18 protein-coding genes are annotated in these 20,559 nt (G+C 73.4%); 9 read left to right on the top strand and 9 right to left on the bottom strand.

Translation table 11 applies throughout. The features are described 5' to 3' along the window. Positions 1–247 precede the first annotated feature (247 nt). Positions 248–1,741 (top strand): alpha-L-arabinofuranosidase B, encoded by a 1,494-nt coding sequence (locus tag ACH4S8_RS20315; protein ID WP_398395931.1) that lies wholly within the window; start codon positions 248–250, stop codon positions 1,739–1,741. Between the two features lie 112 nt (positions 1,742–1,853). On the opposite strand, the gene ACH4S8_RS20310 is transcribed toward ACH4S8_RS20315, so the two are convergent. Continuing rightward, entirely contained in the window at positions 1,854–2,711 is an 858-nt protein-coding gene (locus ACH4S8_RS20310) for an SDR family oxidoreductase (protein ID WP_398395810.1), read from the bottom strand. 141 nt (positions 2,712–2,852) lie between these two features. On the opposite strand from ACH4S8_RS20310, the gene ACH4S8_RS20305 reads away from it, so the two are divergent. Further along, on the top strand, positions 2,853–3,485 hold the full coding sequence (locus ACH4S8_RS20305; protein ID WP_398395808.1) for a TetR/AcrR family transcriptional regulator: 633 nt from the start codon (positions 2,853–2,855) through the stop codon (positions 3,483–3,485). A gap of 10 nt (positions 3,486–3,495) precedes the next feature. Here the strand turns inward: ACH4S8_RS20305 and ACH4S8_RS20300 are convergent, their stop codons facing one another. The 3 genes from ACH4S8_RS20300 to ACH4S8_RS20290 are packed head-to-tail and all read right to left on the bottom strand — an operon-like array spanning position 3,496 to position 6,361. Then, positions 3,496–4,746, bottom strand: coding sequence for a sensor histidine kinase (locus ACH4S8_RS20300; RefSeq protein WP_398395805.1), 1,251 nt, complete (start codon positions 4,744–4,746; stop codon positions 3,496–3,498). 14 nt (positions 4,747–4,760) lie between these two features. Continuing rightward, positions 4,761–5,480 (bottom strand): ABC transporter permease, encoded by a 720-nt coding sequence (locus ACH4S8_RS20295; RefSeq protein WP_398395803.1) that lies wholly within the window; start codon positions 5,478–5,480, stop codon positions 4,761–4,763. Beyond that, positions 5,480–6,361, bottom strand: a complete 882-nt coding sequence (locus tag ACH4S8_RS20290) for an ABC transporter ATP-binding protein (RefSeq protein WP_398395929.1) — start codon at positions 6,359–6,361, stop codon at positions 5,480–5,482. Before ACH4S8_RS20290 ends, ACH4S8_RS20295 begins: the two co-directional genes overlap by 1 nt. A gap of 376 nt (positions 6,362–6,737) precedes the next feature. Here ACH4S8_RS20290 and ACH4S8_RS20285 point away from each other — a divergent pair, with 376 nt between their 5' ends. From ACH4S8_RS20285 to ACH4S8_RS20275, 3 genes are read left to right on the top strand one after another with little or no spacing between them, the layout of a single operon-like run. Then, positions 6,738–7,616 (top strand): MaoC/PaaZ C-terminal domain-containing protein, encoded by an 879-nt coding sequence (locus tag ACH4S8_RS20285; RefSeq protein WP_398395801.1) that lies wholly within the window; start codon positions 6,738–6,740, stop codon positions 7,614–7,616. Positions 7,617–7,629: 13 nt separating this feature from the next. Next, complete coding sequence (locus tag ACH4S8_RS20280) at positions 7,630–8,706, top strand: Zn-dependent alcohol dehydrogenase (RefSeq protein ID WP_398395799.1); 1,077 nt, start codon at positions 7,630–7,632, stop codon at positions 8,704–8,706. Between the two features lie 48 nt (positions 8,707–8,754). Further along, entirely contained in the window at positions 8,755–9,705 is a 951-nt protein-coding gene (locus ACH4S8_RS20275) for a 3-oxoacyl-ACP reductase (protein WP_398395797.1), read from the top strand. Between the two features lie 382 nt (positions 9,706–10,087). Here ACH4S8_RS20275 and ACH4S8_RS20270 read toward each other — a convergent pair whose 3' ends face one another. After that, complete coding sequence (locus ACH4S8_RS20270) at positions 10,088–10,258, bottom strand: hypothetical protein (protein WP_398395795.1); 171 nt, start codon at positions 10,256–10,258, stop codon at positions 10,088–10,090. 48 nt (positions 10,259–10,306) lie between these two features. Then, on the bottom strand, positions 10,307–12,964 hold the full coding sequence (locus ACH4S8_RS20265) for a hypothetical protein (protein WP_398395793.1): 2,658 nt from the start codon (positions 12,962–12,964) through the stop codon (positions 10,307–10,309). 352 nt (positions 12,965–13,316) lie between these two features. Between ACH4S8_RS20265 and ACH4S8_RS20260 the strand changes: the two genes are divergently transcribed. From ACH4S8_RS20260 to ACH4S8_RS20250, 3 genes are read left to right on the top strand one after another with little or no spacing between them, the layout of a single operon-like run. After that, a complete protein-coding gene (locus ACH4S8_RS20260) occupies positions 13,317–14,168 on the top strand; it encodes a Nif3-like dinuclear metal center hexameric protein (protein WP_398395791.1) in 852 nt (283 codons plus the stop codon). Beyond that, complete coding sequence (locus ACH4S8_RS20255; RefSeq protein WP_398395927.1) at positions 14,165–14,908, top strand: zinc ribbon domain-containing protein; 744 nt, start codon at positions 14,165–14,167, stop codon at positions 14,906–14,908. Before ACH4S8_RS20260 ends, ACH4S8_RS20255 begins: the two co-directional genes overlap by 4 nt. A 20-nt stretch (positions 14,909–14,928) precedes the next feature. Continuing rightward, entirely contained in the window at positions 14,929–16,482 is a 1,554-nt protein-coding gene (locus ACH4S8_RS20250; protein WP_398395789.1) for a bifunctional RNase H/acid phosphatase, read from the top strand. Between the two features lie 57 nt (positions 16,483–16,539). Here ACH4S8_RS20250 and ACH4S8_RS20245 read toward each other — a convergent pair whose 3' ends face one another. Continuing rightward, positions 16,540–17,340 (bottom strand): helix-turn-helix domain-containing protein, encoded by an 801-nt coding sequence (locus ACH4S8_RS20245; RefSeq protein ID WP_398395787.1) that lies wholly within the window; start codon positions 17,338–17,340, stop codon positions 16,540–16,542. A 177-nt stretch (positions 17,341–17,517) separates the two neighbouring features. Between ACH4S8_RS20245 and ACH4S8_RS20240 the strand changes: the two genes are divergently transcribed. Then, positions 17,518–18,534: an NAD(P)-dependent alcohol dehydrogenase gene (locus ACH4S8_RS20240; RefSeq protein ID WP_398395784.1), complete on the top strand. Its 1,017-nt coding sequence runs from the start codon at positions 17,518–17,520 to the stop codon at positions 18,532–18,534. On the opposite strand, the gene eda is transcribed toward ACH4S8_RS20240, so the two are convergent. Together eda and yaaA are read right to left on the bottom strand one after the other, a co-directional pair. Further along, complete coding sequence (gene eda, locus ACH4S8_RS20235; RefSeq protein ID WP_398395782.1) at positions 18,518–19,201, bottom strand: bifunctional 4-hydroxy-2-oxoglutarate aldolase/2-dehydro-3-deoxy-phosphogluconate aldolase; 684 nt, start codon at positions 19,199–19,201, stop codon at positions 18,518–18,520. The two genes, ACH4S8_RS20240 and eda, sit on opposite strands and share 17 nt — an antisense overlap. A gap of 146 nt (positions 19,202–19,347) precedes the next feature. After that, on the bottom strand, positions 19,348–20,148 hold the full coding sequence (yaaA, locus tag ACH4S8_RS20230) for a peroxide stress protein YaaA (RefSeq protein WP_398395780.1): 801 nt from the start codon (positions 20,146–20,148) through the stop codon (positions 19,348–19,350). Positions 20,149–20,559: the final 411 nt, after the last annotated feature.

Genomic DNA, 20,559 nt, shown 5'->3' with positions numbered 1-20,559 from the left:
CTTCCGCTGCGGGCAAATAATCGCCTCGGAATTCAGCGCTCCCCTTTGTCATTCCCGATCCGGGCCGATTTCCGCAAACGTTCGGAATTTCGACCGGGAATTGGTTCGGTATGTCGATCGAACGATGTCCGGTATGTCGAACCGGGCACCCGCACTGTCCTACCAGGAACGGAAGAGGTGCACCGTGTTGTCATCCTTCGTGCGCTTACAGCGCCTCAGAAACACGGCCCTGGCCGTGCTGTCGGTGATGGCGGCCGTCGTCGCGTTCGCCGTCGGCACGCCGCGGGCCACCGCCGCGGGGTCGCTCCCCTGTGACGTCTACGCCACCGCCGGCACCCCCTGTGTCGCCGCGCACAGCCTCGTCCGGGCGCTCTACTCGTCGTACGGCGGCTCGCTCTACCAGGTGCAGCGCGCCTCCGACGGCGCCACCGCGAACATCGGTCTCCTGGCGGCCGGCGGGTACGCGAACGCGGCGGCGCAGGACTCCTTCTGCAGTGGCACCACCTGCATCGTCACGAAGATCTACGACCAGTCCTCGCGCCACAACGACCTCACCGTCGAGGGCGCGGGCGGAGCGGGCGCGGCCGACGTGGGGGCGCCCGCGGACGCGTTGCCGGTGACCGCCGGCGGCCACCAGGTCTACGGTCTGGAGATCTCGGCCGGCATGGGTTACCGGGACAACTCCACCTCGGGAGTCGCCACGAACGGGGCGGCCGAGGGGATGTACATGGTGACCTCCGGCACCCACGTCAACGGCAGCTGCTGCTTCGACTACGGCAACGCCGAGACCAACAACCTGGACACCGGCAACGGCCACATGGACGCGATCAACTTCGGCACCGAGTGCTGGTTCTCGCCCTGCTACGGCCAGGGCCCCTGGGTGCAGGCCGACCTGGAGAACGGGCTGTTCCAGTCGGACTCCGGATACAGCAAGAACACCTCGAACACCGGAACCGGTGCGCTGCCCTTCGTGACCGCTTTGCTGAAGAACAACGGTCAGGACCATTTCGCGCTGAAATACGGCAACGCCCAATCGGGCAGTCTCACGACCACCTATTCCGGGGGTGAACCCACCACCAGTGGCTACTCGCCCATGCACCAGGAGGGCGCGATCGTCCTCGGCACCGGCGGCGACAACAGCAACGGCTCCATCGGGTCCTTCTTCGAGGGCGTCATGACCTCGGGCATCCCGACGGACGCCGCGGACGGCCTGGTGCAGTCGAACATCGTCTCCGTCGGCTACGGCGGCTCCACCGGCAGCACGGGCTCGCTGACGGCGGGCTCCGAGATCTCGCTGCGCGCGACCACCGCGTGCTGCACGGCCGACTACATCCGCCACCAGGACAACGCGGCGGTTCTGGCGGCCGTCACGTCGAGCAGTCCGGCGCTCGACAAGGGCGACGCCACCTGGATCGTCCGCAAGGGTCTCGCCGACGGCTCCTGCTACTCCTTCGAGTCGCGGAACTACCCGGGCGACTTCCTGCGGCACTACAACTACCAGCTCTACCGGCAACCCATGACCGGCACCACGCAGTTCAGACAGGACGCCACGTTCTGCGCCCAGGCCGGCAAGAGCGGTACGGGGACCTCGTTCGCCTCGTACAACTACCCGACGAGATACCTCCGGCACTACAACTACAACCTCTACATCGCGAGCGACGGCGGTTCGAACGCCTTCGACAGCGCCACCTCGTGGGCGGACGACGTGAGCTGGGCCGTCACGGCCCCCTGGGCGCCGTAGCCCGCCCACCGGGAGGCCGATCCGCTCGGTCGGATGCCGAGTCCGCCGAGCCCCGGGGGAGTTCGGTGGTGACCGGGCAGTCGCCGCGCTGCGGCTGCCCGGCCCGGCGGGGTCACCGGCCCGTGGGCAGGTTGGCCCCGCCGGTGCAGTCCAGGACGACACCGGTCACGAAGCCGTTGGTGGCCAGCAGATGGAGCGCGCGGGCTATGTCGCCGGGGCGGCCGATCCGGCCCACCGGGCTGCTCTCGGCGAACCCCCGGAACAGGGCCTCGCGCTGCTCGGCGGGCAGGGCGTCCCACCAGGGCGTGTCGACGACTCCGGGGGAGACGGCGTTGATCCGCAGCGGCGCCAGTTCGACGGCGAGCGGCGGGACCATCGCCTCCAGGGCGCCGTTGATCGCGGCGAGCCCCGCCGTCCCGGGGAAGGCGGCCCGCGCCGAGGCCGCGGTCACCAGCGTCACGGAGCCGTCCGCGCGCAGGTGCGGCAGGGCGGCCCGCAGAATGCGCACGTACGGCCAGAACTTCGCGGCGAACCCGGTCTCCAGCTCGGCGAGGTCCAGTTCGGCGAAGGGGCCGGCGCCCGCGGCTCCGCTGAGCGCGAGGACAAGGTGGTCCACCGGGCCCGACTGCGCGAAGAACGCGTCGATCTGCGCCGGGTCCGTGCCGTCGAGACGGTACGCGGTCGTCTTGCCGCCGATCCGCCCGGCCGCGGCCTCCAGCTTCTCCCGGTCGCGGCCGGTGACGACCACTTCGGCGCCGTCCGCGGCGAAGAGGGCGGCCGTGGCCTTGCCGATGCCGGAGCTGCCGCCCATCACGACCGCGCGCTGCCCGGCGAGCGGGAGATCCGCGGAGATGCCGGCGTCGAGGCCGGTGCCGGTGGTGTTCGACATGCTCGTGGTGTTCGACATGCTCGTGGTGTTCGACGTGCTCGTGGTGCTCGAAGTGCTCGTGGTGCTCGGGGTGGTGCTCATGGCGGGGCTTCCCTTCCGGAGCGTCGGGCTCCTGCTGAGCCACTTGACGAGACTGGCGGTCTCGTCAAAAGTGTTGCCGAGACTGACAGTCTCGTCAAGCGGCCGCAGAGCCGGAGCGGCGGAATGGGAGAAGATCGAGCCATGGAAGCGAACGACGCCGAGGACTCTGCCCCCGCTGCGGAGCCAGAGGACAGCGCCGCGCGGCCGCACACCGGGCGGCGGCGGAACGAAGCCGTGCGACGGGCCGTCCTCGACGCGGCGCTGCGGCTGCTCGTGGAGTCGAAGGGTGCCCCCATCACCGTCGAGGCCGTCGCGCGCGCGGCCGGCGTGGGCAAGCAGACCCTCTACCGCTGGTGGCCCTCGAAGGGAGCCGTCCTCCTGGACGCGCTCACCGACCGCGCCGGCCAGGACGTGCCGCCGCCCGACACCGGATCGCTCCGCGACGACCTGCGCACGGTCGTCGCCGCCACCTTCGACGCCGCCCGGGGCGCCCCCTGGGCCCCGGCCCTGCGCACCCTCGTCCGCGAGGCGGCGACCGACCCCCACCTCGCCGAACTGCTGCGCGCCTACACCGGCACCCGGCGCGCACTGCTGCACGACGTCCTCGACCGCGGCCGCGCGCGCGGTGAACTCCCCGCCGGCCGGGACCTCGACCTCATGGTCGACCAGGTCTACGGCCTGTTCTGGTACCGCTTCCTGCTCGGCCACGCCCCCCTCGACGCGGCGGCCGCGGAACGCCTCACCGACTCGCTGCTCGGACCCGACGCGCCCTGAGGGGCGCCGCTCAGGCCGACGCCTCCGTCAAGTCCGCCGCCTCCACGGGGAGTTCGGCCCGCACCTCGAAGCCGCCGCGCGGGGTCCGGCCCGCCCGCAGGGAACCGCCGGCCGTCGCGAGACGCTCGGTGAGGCCCTTGAGGCCGGTGCCGCCGACGCCCGACTCGGGCTCTGCGGGGGAGGCGTCGGTGCCGTTGTCCGAGACGGTCAGCCGGACGAGGTCCGCGGTGCCGTCGACCGTGATCTCGCAGCGCGAGGCGTCGCTGTGGCGTACGACGTTGGTGACGGCCTCGCGCAGCACCCAGCCGAGCAGGGCCTCGGTCTGCGGGCCCAGGGGCGGCCCCGACTGCCGGACGACCGGTTCCACCCGCGCCGCGGACAGCGCCGAGCGGGCACCGTCCAGCTCCGTGGCGAGACTGCCCTGGCGGTAGCCGGTGACCGCCTCGCGGATCTCCGTCAGTGCCTGCCGGCCGACCGACTCGATGTCCGTGACCTGGACGAGGGCCGCGTCCAGATCGCGGGGAGCCAGCCGGCGGGCCGCCTCCGACTTCACCACGATGACGGAGAGCGTGTGCCCGAGCAGGTCGTGCAGGTCGCGGGAGAAGCGCATCCGCTCCTTCTCCACCGCCCGGCGCGCCAACTCCTCGCGGGCCGCCCGCAGTTCACGTACCGCCTCGGACAGGGAGAGGATCGCGGCCGTCACCATCGTGGACAGGAAGGTGCCGTAGGCGACGTTCACCGCGTCCCAGCCCGCCCGGACGACGGCGACCGCCGCCGCGAGCGCCGTCAGACCGAGCCCGATCCTCCCGAGCCAGGGTCCGCGCACCACGGCCCCGGTGGCCAGCCCGAGCAGGGGGAAGAAGTACAGCCAGCTTCCCCCGTACCCGAGGGCCAGGGTGCAGGTGATCACGCCCATCAGGACGAGCGCCACCCGGGTGGAGCGGGCCTCCCGTGTCGTCTTCGTGAACGCGCGGAACGTCACGTAGATGTACAGGGAGTTGAAGGCGAACAGACCGAGACCGCCGATCCACGGGTTCGGTGTCCTGCCCTGGAGGAGGTTGGAGAAGGAGCCCATCCCCAGCAGCAGCCACGGCAGCAGGGCGAAGCCGGTGGGCGGCGGGCCGGGGTTCTCGGGCATCGTGCCACCGCTCCTGCGCGCGGCCCGCTGCTCGGCCTTGAACCGCTCCATGTCGGCCTTCCAGCGCCTGCGTTCGGCCCGCAGCGCGCGGATCTGGCAGCGGATGCCTTCCATCCTGGGCATGTCCCGTTCCCCGTTCAGACAGTTCGTGCGGATCGACGGTACGAGATCACGGCGTACGAGCCGAACACCAGCAGCCAGGCGACCAGCACCGCCACCGCCGTGAGGTCGGGTGCCCGGCCCTCGGTGACCGACACGCCCAGCTGGGCGAAGCGGTTCGTGGGCGTGTACGCGGAGACCGAGCGCAGCCAGCCGGGGAAGAGGCTGAGCGGGAACCACAGCCCGCCGACCACCGCGAGCCCCAGATTGCACACCATGTTCGTGACACCCGTCGTCTGCGCGGTCATCCGGTAGCCGTTGCCGAGGCCCAGCAGGGTGAAGGGGACCGAGCCGAGCCACAGCAGCAGGGCCGTCGCGGCCCACTGCCAGGCGTCCAGCCGTACGCCGTTGACCAGGCCGCCGGCCGCGAGCACCGAGGCGATCGCGGGCAGCACGGTCACCGAACCGGTGAGCGCCCGCCCGAGCACCACCTGGCGCGAGGTCATCGGGGTCACCCGGAGCTGCCGCAGCCAGCCGGTCACCTTGTCCTCGGCGACCCCGCCGCCGGTGTTCAGCGCCGAGCCGACCGCCCCGTACGCGGCCATGCCGACCATCGAGGCGGTCTTCCACGCCCCGTCGTCGCCCCCGCCGAGGTTGGTGAGCAGCAGGTACATCATCACCGGCATCGCGATGCCGCCGATCACGAAGCCGGTGTCGCGCAGCGTCCGGCGCACTTCGAGCCGCAGATAGTCGAACATCACACCGTCTCCCGATCGTGCGAGGTGAGGGCCAGGAACGCGTCGTCCAGGGACGCGGGAACGACCTCCAGGCCGCGGATCGCGCCCCGTTCGGCCAGCGCGACCACCGTCGCGTCCGAGTCGTCGGTGCGCAGCCGGGCCCGCTGTCCGCGCACCTCCACGGCCACCACGCCCGGCAGCAGCGCCAGACCGTCCGCGGGGAGCCCCGCCAGGTCGAAGGAGACCAGATTGCCGCCCGCCGCCCGCCGCAGCTCCTCACCGGTCCCGTTCGCGACGATCCGCCCCCGGTCGACGACGACGATCCGGTCGGCGTGCGCGTCGGCCTCCTCCAGATAGTGCGTGGAGAACAGCACGGTGTGACCGCGCCGGGCGTAGGCCCGCATCGACTCCCAGAACGCGTGCCTGGCCTCCACGTCGAGCGCCGCCGTGGGCTCGTCGAGCACGATCAGCGCCGGGTTCCCGGCGAGCGCCACCGCGAACCGCACCCGCTGCGCCTGCCCTCCGGACAGCCGGTCCACCCGCCGCCCGGCCAGTTCCCCGACGCCCGCGAGCCGCAGCGCCTCGGCCACCGGCAGCGGCGCCGGATAGCGCCCCGCCACGAAGGAGACCAGCTCCTGGACGGTGACCCGCGGCACCGACCGCGCCTCCTGGAGCATCGCGCCGACCCGTCCGGCGCGCACCGACTCCTCGGGCCGGCCGCCGAAGAGCTCGACCGAGCCCTCGTCCGGCTCGTTCAGGCCGAGCAGCAGCGAGATCGCCGTCGACTTGCCCGCGCCGTTGCGGCCCAGCAGCGCCACCGTCTCGCCGCACCCCACTTCCAGGTCGAGACCGGCCACGGCGCGCACGTCGCCGAAGGTCTTGACCGCGCCCCTGAAGCACACCGCCGGTGCCGTCCCCGCCACCGACGCTTCCTGCGGCTTTCCCGCCGCCGTCCCCGTCGTCGTCCCCGTCGTCCGTGTCATGACTACGACGCTAGAGGTCCGGTGCGGTGTCCCGGCAGATGCACTTGTCGGCGATCGGCCGGGACAAATGTCACGGTCCCCGGCGCGACGCGTCCGGTGAAGGGGCGGTGCCACGACACGATCTGACATGGCGTCAGTAGTCTTCACAAGTGCTGGACGCTGGGCTATACAAGGGGTCGCCGTACTGGAACGCGTTCTAGAACGAGCGCCTTCCGCGGCCCGGTGTCGACCTCGGTGCGGCCGACGGTGCGGACGGCCGCACCGAGGTCTTTCGCGCAGTCGAGCAAGGAGCCCCATGCCCATTGACGCCGCCAAGGCCGTCGCAGCCCAGCCGCGGACCGGCGAGATCACCTGGAGCCACAAGGACGTCCAGCTCTACCACCTGGGGATCGGGGCGGGCGTTCCCGCGACCGACCCCGACGAACTGCGGTACACCCTCGAATCCCGGCTGCATGTCCTGCCGAGCTTCGCCACCGTCGCGGGCGCCGGCTCACCGGGCGTGATCGGCGGACTGTCCATGCCCGGCGTCGACGTCGACCTCGCCCGCGTCCTGCACGGCGGCCAGAGCGTCCGCCTGCACCGCCCGATCCCCGCCGAGGGAACGGCCACCGCCACCGGGCGCATCGCCGCCGTCTACGACAAGGGCACCGCCGCCATCCTCGTCATGCGCACCGAAGTGGCGGACGCCGACGGCCCGTTGTGGACGAACGACGCCCAGATCTTCGTACGCGGCGAAGGCGGCTGGGGCGGCGACCGTGGACCCGGCACCCGCCTCGAAGCCCCCGCCGGTCCGCCGGACAGGACCGTGGAACGCCCGATCCGTGAGGACCAGGCCCTGCTCTACCGGCTGTCCGGGGACTGGAACCCGCTGCACGCCGACCCCGAGTTCGCCAAGCTCGCCGGGTTCGACCGGCCGATCCTGCACGGGCTGTGCACGTACGGGATGACGCTCAAGGCCGTCGTCGACACCCTGCTCGGCGGCGATGTGACCCGGGTCCGCTCGTACACCACCCGCTTCGCCGGAGTCGTCTTCCCCGGCGAGACCCTGCGCATCCGGATGTGGCGCGGCGACGGCGCGGTCCGGGTGGCGGTGAGCGCCGTCGAGCGGGACGACGCCCCGGTCCTCGCGGACACCGTCGTCGATCACGTCCGACACCCGCACGAACCGTCCTGAGGGGAGCCGCACCATGCGCGCAGCCGTACTGCACGAGACAGGCCAGGACAAACTGGAAGTCCTCGACGACGTCGAGGCGGTGGGCTTCGGGCCCGGCAAGGTGCGCGTCCGGGTGCGGGCCACCGGCCTGTGCCACTCGGACCTCTCGGCGATGAACGGTGTGCTGCCCCAGCCCGCGCCCTTCGTGCCCGGCCACGAGGGCGCCGGCGAGATCATCGAGGTCGGCGAGGGCGTCACCCATGTGAAGCCCGGCGACCGCGTCGTCGTCTGCTGGCTGCCCGCCTGCGGTGCCTGTCCCTCCTGCAGGCGCGGCCAGACCGAACTGTGCCTGGCCGGATTCATGAACGCCGGAACCCCCAACTTCAAGCGCCCCGGCGGTGACGTCTTCGGCTTCGCCGGCACCGGCACCTTCGCCGAGGAGGTCGTCGTCTCCGCCGGCTGCGCGGTCCCGATCCCCGACGACGTGCCCTTCGACATCGCCGCCCTGATCGGCTGCGGCGTCACCACCGGACTCGGCGCCGCCCTCAACACCGCCGACGTGGAAGCCGGTTCGTCGGTCGCCGTCATCGGCTGCGGAGGCGTCGGCATCTCCGCGATCCAGGGCGCCCGGCTCAAGGGAGCCGCGGAGATCGTCGCCGTCGACCCCGTCGCCTCACGCCGTCAGGCCGCTCTCGGCTTCGGCGCCACCCGGGCGGTGTCGCCCGACGAACTTGCCGACGCCAAGCAGTCGGTGACCGCGGGCGAGGGCTTCGACTATGTCTTCGAGGTCGTCGGCAGGTCCGCCACCGCCCGCACCGCCTACGACCACACCCGCCGCGGCGGCACCCTCGTCGTCGTCGGCGCCGGCGCCATGGACGACTTCCTCCAGCTCAACATGTTCGAGCTGTTCTTCGACGAGAAGCGCATCCTGCCCTCCATGTACGGGGGCGGGGACGTCCTCCGTTCCTACGAGCGCACGATCGCCCTGTGGCGCGCGGGCCGCATCGACCTCGAAGGCCTGATCACCCACCGGGTGCCGCTGGCCGGGATCAACGAGGCGCTCGACCAGATGCGTTCGGGCACCGCGCTCCGGACGTGCATAGAGATCTGACCCGGGCACCCGCCGGGCCGGCCTCCACCACAACCGCTAAGGACCCTGATGTCACTGCCACTCGAAGGGCTCACCGCGATCGTCACCGGCGCGGGCCGCGGCCTCGGCCGGGCCGAGGCACTGGAACTGGGCCGGCTGGGCGCGGCCGTCGTCGTCAACGACTACGGACAGCCCGGACGGGACGGCTCGGGCGAGGCCTCGGCCACCCCGGCCGAGGAGGTCGCCGCCGAGATCCGCGCGGCGGGCGGCCGGGCCGCCGCCCACACCGGAGACGTCTCCGACCACGAACAGGCCCGCGAACTGGTCGAGTCGGCCGTCACCGCGTTCGGGAAGCTGGACATCCTCGTCAACAACGCGGGCATCCTGCGCGACCGGATGGTCTTCTCGATGACCGAGGACGAATGGGACTCCGTCATCAGGGTCCACCTCAAAGGCCACTTCAACACCACCCACTTCGCCTCCGTCCACTGGCGGGCCCGCTCCAAGGCGGCCGGCGGGCCCGTCCACGGACGGATCGTGAACACCTCCTCGGAGGCGTTCCTCGCCGGCTCCGCCGGACAGCCCAACTACGCGGCGGCGAAAGGCGGGATCGTCGGTCTGACCACCTCGACGGCGCTGGCGCTCGCCAGGTACGGCGTCACGGCGAACGTCATCTGCCCGCGCGCCCGGACCCGTATGACGGAGGACGTCTTCGCCGGATTCGGGCAGCCGGACGAGGGCCTCGACCCGCTCGCGCCCGAGCATGTCGCCCCGCTCGTCGGCTACTTGGCCTCACCCGCGGCGGCGCACGTCAACGGACAGCTCCTCGTCGTGCACGGCGGCATGGTCGCGGTCGTCGAACGGCCGCGGGTGGCGGCGAAGTTCGACAGCAAGCAGGACACGTTCAGCCACGACGAACTCGACGCGCTGCTCACCCCGTACTACGCGGACCGCCCGCGCGGTGAGACGTTCGCGGCGGCGGAGGTGCTCGGGCTCAGACGGGAGGGCTCTCCTCGCTGAGCGGCCGGCCGTCGGTGGCCGGGGGAGTACGGGCCTTCGGCACCGCGGTCCGGCGCATGCCGTCGCCGAGCCGCCCGTGGGCCGAACGGTTCAACGGGCCCACCCGGCCGGAGCGGCGGGGAGGCGCGCGGATCGGGAGCCGGACGGCAGCCGTGCGCGTGGGACCCGGAGGAGCCCCGAACGGACACGGCCCCGCTCGCCATGGTGCGAGCGGGGCCGTATGCCGGTTCGGCGTGCCGTCGGCCGGTCGGGCCGTCGTGTGCGTCGGCCGTTCCGTCCTCGGGCGGTGGTGCTGGTGGTGCCTGCCGTGCCTGCCGTTCGGGTCACGGGTGCCGGACGCGGTCCGCCCGGCCTTCCTGATGACCGTCGGGCGGTCGGACCGTCAGACCGTCGTGCTCTGCTGGCCGGACGGCTTGCGGTGGCGGCCCTGAGGGGTCGCCTCGTCGTCGTGGCCGGAGACCGGGCCGCGGTGTCTGCCGTGGCCCTCGGACCCGATCGCCGACGCCTCGTGGACGTCCGTGACCGGCGCTTCCATGGTGCTGGAATCGTTCATTGAAGTGTTCACCCCGTATGCAAGATCCTTCTTTACAGCCGGGGGAGTCTAACGTGCGGTCATCGCGCGGGAGTCGGAGGGTGACGTTTCTTCGCCCGTAGCGTCCCTTTTCTCCTCGTCCGTGTGGGCTAGTACACACGGACGACCGGACTCCGCGGGCGCCTGCGGTGCGGTGGCGAGCGGCCTCAGGGCGACCTGTCCCCTGAACTCGCCGACGGGCGGCACCGCGCCGGTGTTCCCGTTCCCCGCGACCGTGCCGCCCGGGGGCGTTCCGCCGGCCCCGGCGCCGAGGTTCATGCCGGGCGGGGGCGTGTCGGCGACCTTGGTCCAGGGACCGGGCGCGGTGGTGGAGGTCCCGGTGACGTCGGCCGCCCACGGGTTCGGCGGGAGCGGTACGGGGGGCTGGGCGCCGGGGTGCGCGGCGGCCGGGAGCGGGGCAGTGATTCCGTGGCCGGGGTCGGCGGCGGCCGGGAGTGGTGCGGCGGTGCGGGGGCCGTGGTCCGAGGCGGGCGGGAGCGGTACGGCCGGGGCGGGTGCCCCGGCGGACGGGATCGTGCCGGGGGCGGCAGCGGAGGCATGGACGCCGGGGCCGACGGTCGCGACGATGCCGGCACCGGGAGCCGCGCCGGCCTCGGCACGGAGAGTCGCGTGGCCCTCGGCAGCGGTGTTCGCGGAGGCACCGGTACCTCCACCGGCACCAGTACCTGCACCCGCGGAGCCACCCGCAGTGGTGTCGGCACCGGCGTGGGTTCCGGCACCGGTGGCGGCGTGGGTGGCGGCACCGGTGGCGGCATGGGTTCCGGTATCGGTACCGGCACCCGCTCCCGCGTTCACCCCGGCACCGGCGGGGGTTCCCGCACCAGTGCCCGAACCCGGACCGGCACAGGTCTCGGCCCCGGCGTCAGCCGTGGCCTCGGTGCCGGTACCGAGGCCCGTGTCGGTGCCGGCGTCGCTGCCCGCTTCGGTGCCGATGTCGGCACCCGTACCGATTCCCGTACCGATTTCCGTGACCGGCGGAAGCGGTTCGGCCGTTTCGACGACGACCGTCATGCCGCCGGGGAGTGTCCCGTCGGCCCTGGTCCTGAGGCCCATCCCGGGCGGGGGCGTCTCGGCGACCTTGGTCCAGAGGTCCGGCCCGGTCGTGAGCGCTCCGGCGGGCTCGGCCCGCCGTCTCGGCTCGGACACGGGCATCCGGGACACCCTGGTCCAGCGGCTGGGCTGGGGCCGGGCCGGTTCGGCGGCCTCGGGGGCGCGTCGCACGACCGGCCGGAGCGGTTCGGCCTTCTCCCCGGCCTCCTCGGCGGGCCGCGCGACGGGAGGGAGCGTCCTTCCCGGTCCCCGGCCGGGGTTCGCGTCCGCCCGCCACGCTTCGGCGGGGGACGTCCTGTGGGTGAGGCTCGCCATCGGCGTCACTGTCGACAGCGTCTCCCGGGCCTCGGGCGCGGGGCCCGTACCGGCGTCCGACGTCCGGGGTCCGCCGACGGCGCGGACCGCTTCGTCCCTCGCCGCGCGAACGGTCCCGGTGTCCGGGGCTGGGTGGACCGGGAGCGCCCCCGCCGGGTCGGTGCCCGGGACCGGGCGGGGCGGACCGGCCGGCCGGCCGGTCCGCAGGGGCGCCTGCTGGAGGGGGACCGCTCGCGGCGAGGGGAGACCGGGGAGAGCCGGATCCCCCGTGTACGGGCCCCCCGCCCGCTGGGGCGCCTCCAGCCGCGCGACCCCGCACGGGACGACCCCGGTGACGTACGGGAGCCGGAGCACCCCCTCCGCGGTCCACAGTCCGGTGCCGGGCAACCAGCCCTCGGGCGCCGGACGATGGTGGATCCGGCGCTCGGACGGGCGCCACACGCCCACCCAGGTGCCGCCCGGCCCGTCGATGCGCAGGGCGACCGCGCAGGACTCCGGGGTCAGCACCTGGCCCGGCTGGATCGCGAACGGGCTGATCGAACAGCCCGTCGCGCTCAGACAGTCCGGGAAGCGGACGGGCAGGGTGCTGCCGAGCACGCCCCAGCCGAGCCGGTCCCGGCCGGGGGACGGCGCGTCGGACCGGATGAGCAGCAGCCCGCTGTCCGCGTCCGCGAGGAGCAGCCGGTCGTTGCTGTGCTCGGCGATCTGCAGGAGCGGCGAGACCTCTCCGCCGCGTTCGAGGTCGACGACGACGGTCTTGGTGCGGTCGTCGTGGAGACGGTCCAGCGCGAGCAGACGTCCCGTGCCGTCCAGCCACACCCCTCCCGAGCAGTGGCCCGGCACCTCGGCCAGATGCTCCGGGCCGAACGCTCCGCCCGCCACCAGCCACACCGCCGTCGACCCCCGGCCCACCGCGAGGGCGTACGCGCGCTCCCCGTCCGGCGCGGGCGGCAGCAGCCGCAGCACGGTGCCCGCGTCGGGGCACTCCACCGCGCCGAGCGGGAGCTCGCCGGTGCCCGGCCCGGTCGGATACAGGAGGGAGAAGGTGTGACGCCCGTCGTCCACGCGATGGATCAGCACCCTGCCGTCGGTGAGCGGCAGCACCTCGGTGCCGGGCTCCTCCGGCTGCGGACCGGGCAGCCGCACGGCGTACGGCTCCGGGCCGTCCAGCGTCCAGCGCTCCGGGCACCACGACTCGCCGTCGCGGGTGAGCCGTGCCCCGTAGGCGCCGTCGGCAGTGATCACACAGCCGGGAGGAGCGGCCCAGCGGCTCAGGGCGTCGCCGTACTCGGCACCGTTCACGTGCCCGCTCCGCACCAGGGGTTCTCTCGCACCGGCCGTCATCGTTCGGTCACCTCCGGCGACGACGGTAGTTTTCGCACGCACAGGCGGGGGAGCGACGGGCTGCTGCTTCACACATAAGGGTGGCCGTGTTCGGATTCGCCTGAGGGAACGGGGCGGATGTGCTGAACGATGGCGGAAAGACGCGCGCCACGACAGCGGGAGGACGCGCGCCGGGAAGGGCCGGAAACGCGTGCCGCCCGCCGTCCCGGTGCCGTCCCGGCGCGGGCCCCGCGCGTCCGTCGGCCGCCCGGGCAGGGGCCCGTGGTCCGCGACCGGCCGGACCGGGACGTGAGCCAGGTAGCCTTTCCTCGTGCCCCGTCTGTCTGAAGTCATCGCCGCGCTCGACGCCCTCTGGCCCCCGGAGCGGGCCGAGGGGTGGGACGCGGTCGGCACCGTCTGCGGCGACCCCGACCAGGAGGTCACGCGCGTCCTGTTCGCCGTCGACCCGGTCCAGGACATCGTCGACGAGGCGGTGAAGCTGGAAGCCGACCTGCTCGTCACCCACCACCCGCTCTATCTGCGCGGTACGACGACCGTGGCGGCCGGCACCTTCAAGGGCCGGGTCGTGCACACGCTGATCAAGAACGACATCGCGCTGCACGTCGCCCACACCAACGCCGACCGCGCCGACCCGGGAGTCAGCGACGCGCTGGCCGGGGCGCTGGACCTCAGGGTCGTACGACCCCTCGTACCGGACGCCACCGATCCCGAGGGACGCCGCGGCCTCGGCCGCGTCTGCGAGCTGGACCACCCGCTGACCGTGCGCGAACTCGCCGCACGGGCCGCCGAGCGGCTGCCCGCCACCGCGCAGGGCATCCGCGTCGCGGGCGACCCCGACGCGCTGGTGCGGACCGTCGCCGTCAGCGGCGGCTCCGGCGACAGCCTCTTCGACGACGTGCGCGCCGCGGGCGTCGACGCGTTCCTCACCGCGGACCTGCGGCACCACCCGGTGTCCGAGGCCCGCGCCCACAGTCCTCTCGCGCTGCTCGACGCGGCGCACTGGGCCACCGAGTGGCCCTGGTGCGAGCTGGCCGCCGCCCAGCTCGACGAGATCTCCGACCGGAAGGGATGGGGACTGCGCGTCCACGTCTCCCGGACGGTCACCGACCCCTGGACCGCCCACGCGGCCTCACACCACGACACCTCAGGAGCCCCCAACTGAACGCCGAGCCCGCCGACCAGATCCGACTTCTCGACGTCCAGGCCCTCGACTCCCGCGCGCAGCAGCTCGCGCACAAGCGGAAGTCGCTGCCCGAGCACGCCGAGATCGAGTCGCTGACCAAGGACCTCACCCAGCTGCGCGACCTGCTCGTCGCCGCGCAGACCGAGGAGAGCGACTGCGCCCGCGAGCAGACCAAGGCCGAGCAGGACGTCGACCAGGTGCGTCAGCGTGCCGTCCGCGACCAGCAGCGGCTCGACTCGGGCGCCGTCACCTCCCCCAAGGACCTGGAGAACCTCCAGCGCGAGATCGTCTCCCTCGCCAAGCGCCAGGGCGACCTCGAGGACGTCGTCCTCGAGGTCATGGAGCGCCGTGAGTCCGCCCAGGAGCGGGTCGCCGAGCTGACCGGGCGGGTCTCCTCCGTCCAGGCGAAGATCGACGACGCGACCGCGCGCCGTGACGCCGCGTTCGAGCAGTTCGACGGCGAGACGGCCTCGGTCACCAAGGAGCGCGAGGTCATCGCCGCCTCCGTGCCCGCCGACCTCCTCAAGCTCTACGACAAGCTGCGCCTGCAGCAGGGTGGCGTCGGTGCCGCCCGGCTCTACCAGCGCCGCTGCGAGGGCTGCCGTCTGGAGCTGAACATCACCGAGGTCAACGAGGTGAAGGCGGCCGCTCCCGACACCGTGCTGCGCTGCGAGAACTGCCAGCGCATCCTGGTGCGTACGTCCGAGTCCGGCCTGTAGGCCTGTAGGGGGTCCGGCTCGTGCGGGAGTTCATCGTCGAGGCCGACGGGGGTTCCCGGGGCAACCCGGGGCCCGCGGGCTACGGCTCCGTGGTCATCGACGCGGCCACCGGGGAGACGCTGGCGGAGCGCGCCGAGTACATCGGCGTGGCCACCAACAACGTCGCCGAGTACCGGGGTCTGGTCGCCGGGCTGGAGGCGGCCCGCGACCTCGACGCGACCGCGCGGGTCAGGGTCCGGATGGACTCCAAGCTCGTCGTCGAGCAGATGTCGGGGCGCTGGAAGATCAAGCACCCGGACATGAAGCCGCTGGCGGCGCGGGCGGCCCGGATCCTTCCGGGCTCCCAGGTCACGTACGAGTGGATCCCGCGCGAGCGCAACAAGCACGCGGACCGGCTGGCCAACGAGGCGATGGACGCCGGCAAGCGCGGAGAGGCCTGGTCGCCGTCGGCGTCGACGGCCGAACTGGACGCGCGCGCGGCCCGTTCCGCGGCACCCGAGCCGACGGGCCCGCCCGGGGACGCGACGGCGGGCGCGGCAAGGGCCAGAGCAGCCCTGAAGGAAACCCGAGGCGAAGCGCCCCGCAAGGGACGTGAGGAACTGCGCGCCCAGCCGGCGCCGGGCGGCACCTGGCCGGCGGCGACGGGCACTCCGTCCCCCGGCGGCGAAGCCGCGATTCCGGCGGTGGGGGCAGCGCCCGGTGAGGGGCGCGAGGAACTGCGCGCCCAGCCCGCGCCGGGCGGCACCCGGCCGACGGCGACGGGTGGCACCCCGTCCCCCGGCGGCGAAGTCGGCGAGGTGCCCGCAGGGCCGGGTGACGCCGGCCGAGCCGGAAAGCCTGGTGACGCCAGCCGAGCCGAGAAGGCGGGCGACGACCGGCGGGCCGCGGGGAACGTGGCCGCCGCCGGGACCACCACGCCGGCCGCGGGCTGGAGCGCACCCCCGGACATGGGCGCCCCCGCCACCTTCGTCCTGCTCCGGCACGGCGAGACCCCCCTGACCCCGCAGAAGCGGTTCTCGGGGAGCGGCGGCAGCGATCCCTCGCTGTCCGGCGTGGGCCGGGAGCAGGCGGAGCGGGTGGCCGCGGCGCTGGCGGCGCGCGGCACCATCCAGGCCATCGTGGCGTCCCCGCTCGCCCGGACCCGTGAGACCGCGGGCGCCGTCGCCGCCCGGCTCGGTCTCGACGTCGTCATCGAGGACGGCCTGCGCGAGACGGACTTCGGTGACTGGGAGGGGCTGACCTTCGGCGAGGTGCGCGAACGCCATCCGGAGGACCTGAACGCCTGGCTCGCCTCGACGGAGGCCGAACCGACCGGCGGCGGCGAGAGTTTCGCCGCGACGGCCCACCGCATGACGGCCACCCGCGACAAGCTGATCGCCGCCTACGCCGGCCGCACGGTCCTGCTCGTCACGCACGTCACCCCGATCAAGACCCTTGTACGGCTGGCCCTCGGCGCCCCGCCGGAGTCCCTGTTCCGGATGGAACTGTCGGCGGCGTCGCTCTCGGCGGTGGCGTACTACGGGGACGGCAACGCGAGCGTCCGGCTGTTCAACGACACCTCGCATCTGCGCTGACTCCGGCCGCCCCGGCCCCCCGGGTGCCGGTCCGGGAGTGCCGACGCCGAGTCGGCCTCAGTCGCGCCGGGCCGCGCGGTCGCGGAGGATCCCGGCGGTCTCCCGGTCCGCCGGGAGGAACGCCTCCAGATGGAGCTCGGCGAGCGTGACGTCCACCGCCGTCGCGAACGAGGTGAGCGTGGTGAGCAGTCTCAACTCGCCCTCCGGGCACCGCAGTCGCAGCGGTACGGCGAACCCGAGGTAGTCCGCCCCGGGCTCGCTCGCCGGTACGTACTCCGCCAACTCCGCCACCAGCGCGTCGAGTCGGGGGTCGGGGCTGCGCAGGGAACGGGCCCGCAGGTTCTCCACGATGTGCCGGCCCCAGGCGTCCAGGTTCACCACCCGTGCCGCCATCCCGCGCGGATGCAGGGCCAGCCGCAGGACGTTCACCGGCGGTTCCAGCAGCTCGGGAGCGGCCCCCTCGGACAGGACGTCGAACGCCGCGTTGGCGGCGACGAGTTCACCGCGCGGCCCCGCCACCACCGCCGGATACGGCAGATGCCCTTCGAGGATGCCGTCCAGCGCCTCGCGTACGGGCTCCAGCGCGGCCGCGTCGAGCGACGACTCGGCGAACGCGGGAGCGTAACCGGCCGCCAGGAGCAGCGCGTTGCGCTCCCGCAGGGTCAGGCCCAGCGACTCGGCGAGCCTGATCACGATCTCTCTGCCGGGCACCGAACGCCCGCGCTCGATGAAACTGACGTACCGCTGGGTCGTGCCCGCGCGGGAGGCGAGCTCCAGCTGGCTCACCCTGCGCGCGCGCCGCCAGCGCAGCAGCTCCCGGGCGAAGGGAGGAGGCTCGGTGGAGATACCGGTCGTCATACGACCAGTTGTACGTCACGCCCGCGACGGCGGCACGGCGGCACGACACCAGAGCGGTGCGGTGGCACGGCGGACGACGGAGCGGCCGAACTCGTCATACCTCGCCGGGAATTGAGCGGAACACCCGTCGCGCACAGCATGGACGCATCCATTCGGGAGCCCACGCAGGGAGCGGACATGCGCGCCTACCACCTCGAAACGCCCGGCACCGTCGACGGGATCGTGCCGCGCGAGTCGGCCCGGCCGGAACCGGGGCCCCGGGAGATCCTCGTCCGCGTCCGTGCCGTCTCCCTCAACAAGCGCGACCTGCTGATCCTGCGGGGAACCTATCCCCTGAAGGCCGTGCCGGACGTGATCCCGCTGAGCGACGGAGCGGGAGAGGTCGTCGCGGTGGGGGCGGAGGTGACCCGGTTCGCGGTGGGCGACCGGGTGGCGGGCACGTACTTCCCGAACTGGACGGACGGCCGGATCACCCCGGACCGCTTCGACCAGCCCGGCGCCACCCTCGACGGCATGCTGACCGAGTACGCCTGCCTGGGCCAGGAGGCCGCTGTGCGCGTTCCCGGCCATCTGACCTGGGAGGAGGCGGCCTGTCTGCCCTGCGCCGGGGTGACCGCCTGGCACTGTCTGACGGGCGGCGAGCCGATCGCCCCCGGCCGGACCGTCCTCACCCTCGGCACGGGGGCGCTCTCCCTCTTCGTCGTGCAGTTCGCCAAGATGCTCGGCGCCGAGGTGATCGTGACGACATCGAGCCGGGCCAAGGCCGACCGCCTCAAGGCGCTCGGCGCGGACCATGTCGTCGACTACGTGCGGAACCCCGAATGGGGGCGCGTCGTCAGGGAGTTGACCGGTGGCCGGGGTGCCGATCTGGTCGTGGAGACCAACGGGCCGGACACCGTCGAGCAGTCGATGCGCGCCGCCGCCCTTTACGGTCAGATCGTGCTCCTGATCACCGGGAACGAGCGCAGGCCCGGAATCGAGATCTCCAACGCGGCGTACGCGGCGAGCCTGGCCACGATCCGCCGGGTCTTCGTGGGCAGCCGCGCCCACTTCGAGGCCATGAACAGGGCCCTGGAGCTGCACGGGACCCGTCCGGTCGTGGACCGCGTCCTCGGCTTCGACGAGGTGGGGGAGGCCTTCCGCCACTACGAGAGCGGCGCCGCCTTCGGCAAGGTGGTCATCCGTGTGAGCTGAAACGGGCCGGGGCGGGGCGCGACGGCCGGCGCAGCGCCGACGCCGCTCGTGCCAGGTCCTCCACCCGGCGCCAGTCGCGTGCGGCGACCGCGTCCGCCGGGAGCATCCAGCTTCCGCCCACACAGCCCACGTTGGAGAGCGCGAGGTAGTCCGGCGCGCAGTCGGGACCGATGCCGCCCGTCGGGCAGAACCGCGCCTGCGGAAGCGGCCCCGCCAGTGACTTCAGATAAGCCGTGCCGCCCGCCGCCTGTGCGGGGAAGAACTTCATCTCGCGCACCCCCCGCTCCAGCAGCGCCACCACCTCGGAGGCCGTGGACACCCCCGGCAGGAACGGCACCCCGGACGCCTTCATCGCGTCCAGCAGTCCGTGCGTCCAGCCGGGGCTGACCAGGAAGCGGGCGCCCGCCCGCACCGCGTCGGTCACGTGCTCCGGTGTCAGGACCGTGCCCGCGCCCACCACCGCGTCCGGCACCTCGGCCGCGACGGCCCGGATCGCGTCGAGCGCCGCCGGGGTCCGCAGGGTCACCTCGATGGCGGGCAGCCCGCCGGCGACCAGTGCCCGTGCCAGCGGCACCGCGTCGGCGGCGTCCGCGATCACGACGACGGGGACGACGGGCGCCAGATCCAGGACGGAGGCATGCGGAACCGGGGGCGATGACGGCGTCATGCGCCCATCCTGCCCGGGGTGTGCATCATGCGCAAAGGTCGTTGCACATGATGCAATGGCGCGCCGTGACGCGGCAACGGCAGCCGCTCATTGAACGCCGCTCATTGAACGCCGGTCGGCGGACGCCGGTCACCCGCGGACGCCGATCAGTGGATCTCGCGCACCACCACGTCGAGCGCCCACGGCCTGCCCGCCCTGGCGGGGGCTTGGGCCTCCACCGTGTGGCCGAGGTCCCGCAGCGCCTCCACCAGCTCCGCCGGGTTCTTCGGCGCGGCGTTCGCGGTGAGCAGGCTGCGGACGATCCTGCCCTTCGTCGCCTTGTTGAAGTGGCTGACGACGGAACGCTTCTCGACCCCGTTCACCAGCTGCGCGTGCAGCACGCGTACGGTCGCCGTCCGCCCCGCCACCTCGCCCGTGGGCTTCCACGCCGCGGTGTACGCGGAGGAGCGCAGGTCCAGTACGAGCCCGTCGCCCGCGGCTTCGGGGAGCGCGTCGGCCATCGGCGTCCGCCAGTGCGCGCCCAGTGCTCCGAGGCCCGGCAGCCGCACGCCCATCGAGCAGCGGTACGAGGGGATGCGGTCGGTCACCCGTACGGCGCCCCACAGCCCGGAGAAGACGAGCAGCGAGCGGCCCGCGCGCCGCTTGGCGGCGGTGTCCAGCGAGGCCAGGTCCAGGGCGTCGTAGAGGACCCCCGTGTAGATCTCCCCGGCCGGGCGCGTGCCCGCGGTCCTCAGTTCCGTGTTCTTCGCGATCTCGCCCCGCAGGCCCTCGCTCAGTCCGAGGACCTCGCGGGCCTTGTCCTCGTCGGCCACGCACAGCTCCACCAGCTCGTCGAGGACCGCCTGACGTGCCTCCGCGAGACCGGGCAGGGACAGCGACTCCGGCTTGAGCGCGGTTCCCCGGCCGGAGGGCGCCTTGCCTTCGGAGGGCGGCAGCAGCACGAGCACGGTGGGTTCTCCTCACGGTGGATACGGACCGCCGCCAGCCTACGGCGTACGACCGGCCCCCTTTTCCGCCCGTCTCCGACCCGGCTGCTCGCCCCACCGGGCCTGCGGGGCTTGCCGGCCCTACCGGGCCTGCAGGGTCTACGGGACCCCGGTGGTCCTACCGCACCCACCGGTCTGCGGGACCCCGGTGGTCCTACCGCACCCACCGGTCTGTGGGACCCCGGTGGTCCCACTGGACCCGCCGGGTCTGCCGGGCCCCACTGGACCCGCCGGGTCTGCCGGGCCCCTGCCGGGGGGGCCCCCCCGGGGGGGCCCCCGGCACGGGCCCCACCCCGGTACCCCCCCCCCGCGGGCCCCCCCGGCCCCCGTCTCCACCGGGGCCCCCCGCCAACCCGCCACCCCAGCCCCCCC

Origin of the sequence: Streptomyces sp. NPDC021080 (genome assembly GCF_044333225.1) — a bacterium.
GTDB lineage: Bacteria > Actinomycetota > Actinomycetes > Streptomycetales > Streptomycetaceae > Streptomyces.
The sequence above is the reverse complement of the archived record's forward strand: the minus strand, read 5'-3'. Positions and strand labels throughout refer to the sequence as shown.

Coding starts and splice junctions, on each gene's coding strand:
- ACH4S8_RS20315 (WP_398395931.1), top strand. CDS start 248: ATGGCGGCCGTCGTCGCGTTCGCCGTCGGCACGCCGCGGGCCACCGCC.
- ACH4S8_RS20310 (WP_398395810.1), bottom strand. CDS start 2,711: ATGAGCACCACCCCGAGCACCACGAGCACTTCGAGCACCACGAGCACG.
- ACH4S8_RS20305 (WP_398395808.1), top strand. CDS start 2,853: ATGGAAGCGAACGACGCCGAGGACTCTGCCCCCGCTGCGGAGCCAGAG.
- ACH4S8_RS20300 (WP_398395805.1), bottom strand. CDS start 4,746: ATGCCCAGGATGGAAGGCATCCGCTGCCAGATCCGCGCGCTGCGGGCC.
- ACH4S8_RS20295 (WP_398395803.1), bottom strand. CDS start 5,480: ATGTTCGACTATCTGCGGCTCGAAGTGCGCCGGACGCTGCGCGACACC.
- ACH4S8_RS20285 (WP_398395801.1), top strand. CDS start 6,738: ATGCCCATTGACGCCGCCAAGGCCGTCGCAGCCCAGCCGCGGACCGGC.
- ACH4S8_RS20280 (WP_398395799.1), top strand. CDS start 7,630: ATGCGCGCAGCCGTACTGCACGAGACAGGCCAGGACAAACTGGAAGTC.
- ACH4S8_RS20275 (WP_398395797.1), top strand. CDS start 8,755: ATGTCACTGCCACTCGAAGGGCTCACCGCGATCGTCACCGGCGCGGGC.
- ACH4S8_RS20270 (WP_398395795.1), bottom strand. CDS start 10,258: ATGAACGATTCCAGCACCATGGAAGCGCCGGTCACGGACGTCCACGAG.
- ACH4S8_RS20245 (WP_398395787.1), bottom strand. CDS start 17,340: ATGACGACCGGTATCTCCACCGAGCCTCCTCCCTTCGCCCGGGAGCTG.
- ACH4S8_RS20240 (WP_398395784.1), top strand. CDS start 17,518: ATGCGCGCCTACCACCTCGAAACGCCCGGCACCGTCGACGGGATCGTG.
- eda (WP_398395782.1), bottom strand. CDS start 19,201: ATGACGCCGTCATCGCCCCCGGTTCCGCATGCCTCCGTCCTGGATCTG.